A 2,387-nucleotide genomic window follows, 5' to 3' on the forward strand; every position below is an offset into this window, starting at 1 on the left:
TGAGCTACACCCGCTCACAACCGCGCCGCTGGAGGAAATGACCCGCCGGCGGCCCCGGACGGCGTCTCTAAACACCATTCCGCCGGGTGTTGCAAGCGCTGAATCGCCGGGACCGTTTGCCGGCGTCAGGGCTGCCAATGCGCGGACGGGGGCAGGCCCTCGGCGATCTCGCGCAGGCGTGCGCGGGTCGCCACCGTGGTGTCCGCCGGCAGTTCGGAGAGGGAGAAGAACTCGCAGGCCGCGATCTCCCGGTCCGGTGCCTTGGGCGCGTGGACCTTGAATACCGGCGCGACGTAGAGCGCGACGTGGTCCCGGCCGGACGCCGCCCGGTTGTGGTAGAACCCATGCAGACGCAAAGGTTGCCCGGGATCGACGACGATCCCGGCCTCCTCCCGGAACTCGCGGATCATCGCCTCCGCGGCGTTCTCCCCCGCCTCGATGCCCCCGCCCGGGAGGTGCCAGCCCGACACGTAGGTGTGGCGCACGAGGCAGACCCGGCCCTCCGGGTCGATCGCGGCCCCGCGCACGCCCAGCGTCATGCCGCGCGTGGCGAGCGCCCCGAGATGGAACAGCCGCAGCATCCAGGATGAATCGAGGAGCACGCCGTCAGACCACGTGCAGGCGGATGGCGCCCAGGCCCTCGATGGCGGCCGTCATGGTCTCGCCGCGTCCGACCGCGCCGACGCCCGAGGGCGTACCGGTGAAGATGAGATCGCCCGGATGCAGCTCGAAATAGGTGGACAGCAGCGCGATCTGTTCGGGGATCGACCAGATCATCTCGGAGAGGTCGCCGCGCTGGCGCTCGGTGGCGTCCACCGCCAGGGTGATGGCGCCCCGAACGGGATGGCCGATCCGGTCGGCCGGGTGCAGCGGCCCGATCGGAGCCGAAGCGTCGGCGGACTTGGCGAGGTCCCAGGGCCGCGCCAGGCGCTTGGCCTCGTCCTGGACGTCGCGCCGGGTCATGTCGAGGCCCACCGCGTAGCCGTAGACGTGGTGGAGGGCGTCGGCCTCCGGGATGTCGCGGCCGCCGACCGAGAGGGCCGCCACCATCTCGACCTCGAAATGGTAGTTCTCCGTGCGCGGCGGGTAGGGATGGTCCACGGCCGCGTCGCCGGTCACGATCTGCAGGGTGTCGGCGGGTTTCATGAAGAAGAACGGCGGCTCGCGGTCGGGGTCCTTGCCCATCTCGCGGGCATGCGCCGCGTAGTTGCGGCCCACGCAGTAGACCCGCCGGACCGGGAACAGGTCGTCGCTGCCGACGATCGGCAGGGCGATGCGGGGCGGGTTCGGGATCACGGACAACATGGGTTTCCAACCTCTTCTCTCGGCCGATGCGGCGCGGCGCCCGGTCGCTCGCCCTGCACAGAGTGCCTCACCTCTCCTATCATAGGCTCCAGGCCCGGCCGCGCCATCCCGCCGCCGCCCGAGGCCCGCCGTTGCGAGACCCGTGGTGACCGACTCCTCCCGCCTCCTGGCGTCCCTCGCCGAACACGTCGGCGCGGCCCATGTGCTCGTGAACGCTCCCGACCTCGCGCCGTACCTCGCCGAAACGCGCGGCCTGCGCCGGGGCCATGCCCTGGCGGTGGTACGGCCCGCCGACACCGCCGAGGTCGCCGGCGTGGTGCGGACCTGCGCCGAGGCGGGGGTGCCGGTGGTGGCGCAAGGGGGCAATACCGGCCATGTCGGCGGCGGCCTGCCCCAGGGCGGCATCGTCCTCTCCCTGGCGCGGCTGAACCGGCTGCGCGCCCTCGACCCCGTCAATGCCAGCATCACGGTGGAGGCCGGGATGGTTCTGGCCGACGTCCAGGCGGCGGCGCGCGACGCCGGGATGCTGTTTCCGCTCTCGCTGGCCTCCGAGGGCTCCTGCCGCATCGGCGGAAATCTCTCCACCAACGCGGGCGGCACGGCGGTGCTCGCCTACGGCAATGCCCGCGACCTCGTTCTCGGGCTCGAGGTGGTGCTGGCCGACGGCCGGGTCTGGAACGGGCTCAAGGGCCTGCGCAAGGACAATGCGGGCTACGACCTGAAGCAACTCTTCCTCGGGTCCGAGGGGACCCTCGGCCTCGTCACGGCGGCGGTGCTGAAGCTCCATCCCCGGCCCCTGTCGCGGTCGGTGGTCTTCCTGGGCCTCGCCTCCGCCGAGGCCGCCCTGGCGCTGTTCGTGGCGCTCCGGGCCGAGGCCGGCGCCGGGCTCACGGCTTTCGAATACGTCGCGCCCTTCGGCCTCGAGATCGTCCTGCGCCATCGGGCCGGGGCGCGGCGCCCCCTGGCGGGACGGCACGCGGCCTACGCCCTGGTCGAGGTCTCCACCACGCGCCCTGGTGAGGATGCCGGCACCGTGCTGGAGCCGATGCTGGCGCGGGCCTGCGCCCGCGCCAGCATCGGCT

3 protein-coding genes are annotated in these 2,387 nt (G+C 72.4%); 1 reads left to right on the forward strand and 2 read right to left on the reverse strand.

Annotated elements, in window-relative coordinates:
• Positions 1-125: 125 nt before the first annotated feature.
• Together MFF30_RS23760 and MFF30_RS23765 are read right to left on the reverse strand one after the other, a co-directional pair.
• Complete coding sequence (locus MFF30_RS23760; RefSeq protein WP_373320996.1) at positions 126-581, reverse strand: NUDIX domain-containing protein; 456 nt, start codon at positions 579-581, stop codon at positions 126-128.
• Between the two features lie 25 nt (positions 582-606).
• Complete coding sequence (locus MFF30_RS23765; RefSeq protein WP_238282596.1) at positions 607-1,305, reverse strand: fumarylacetoacetate hydrolase family protein; 699 nt, start codon at positions 1,303-1,305, stop codon at positions 607-609.
• Between the two features lie 145 nt (positions 1,306-1,450).
• Here MFF30_RS23765 and MFF30_RS23770 point away from each other — a divergent pair.
• Positions 1,451-2,387: FAD-binding oxidoreductase (locus tag MFF30_RS23770; RefSeq protein ID WP_238282597.1), on the forward strand; the 937-nt coding region annotated here is incomplete at its 3' end.

Origin of the sequence: Methylobacterium goesingense (genome assembly GCF_022179225.1) — a bacterium.
GTDB classification, from domain to species: Bacteria; Pseudomonadota; Alphaproteobacteria; order Rhizobiales; family Beijerinckiaceae; genus Methylobacterium; species Methylobacterium goesingense.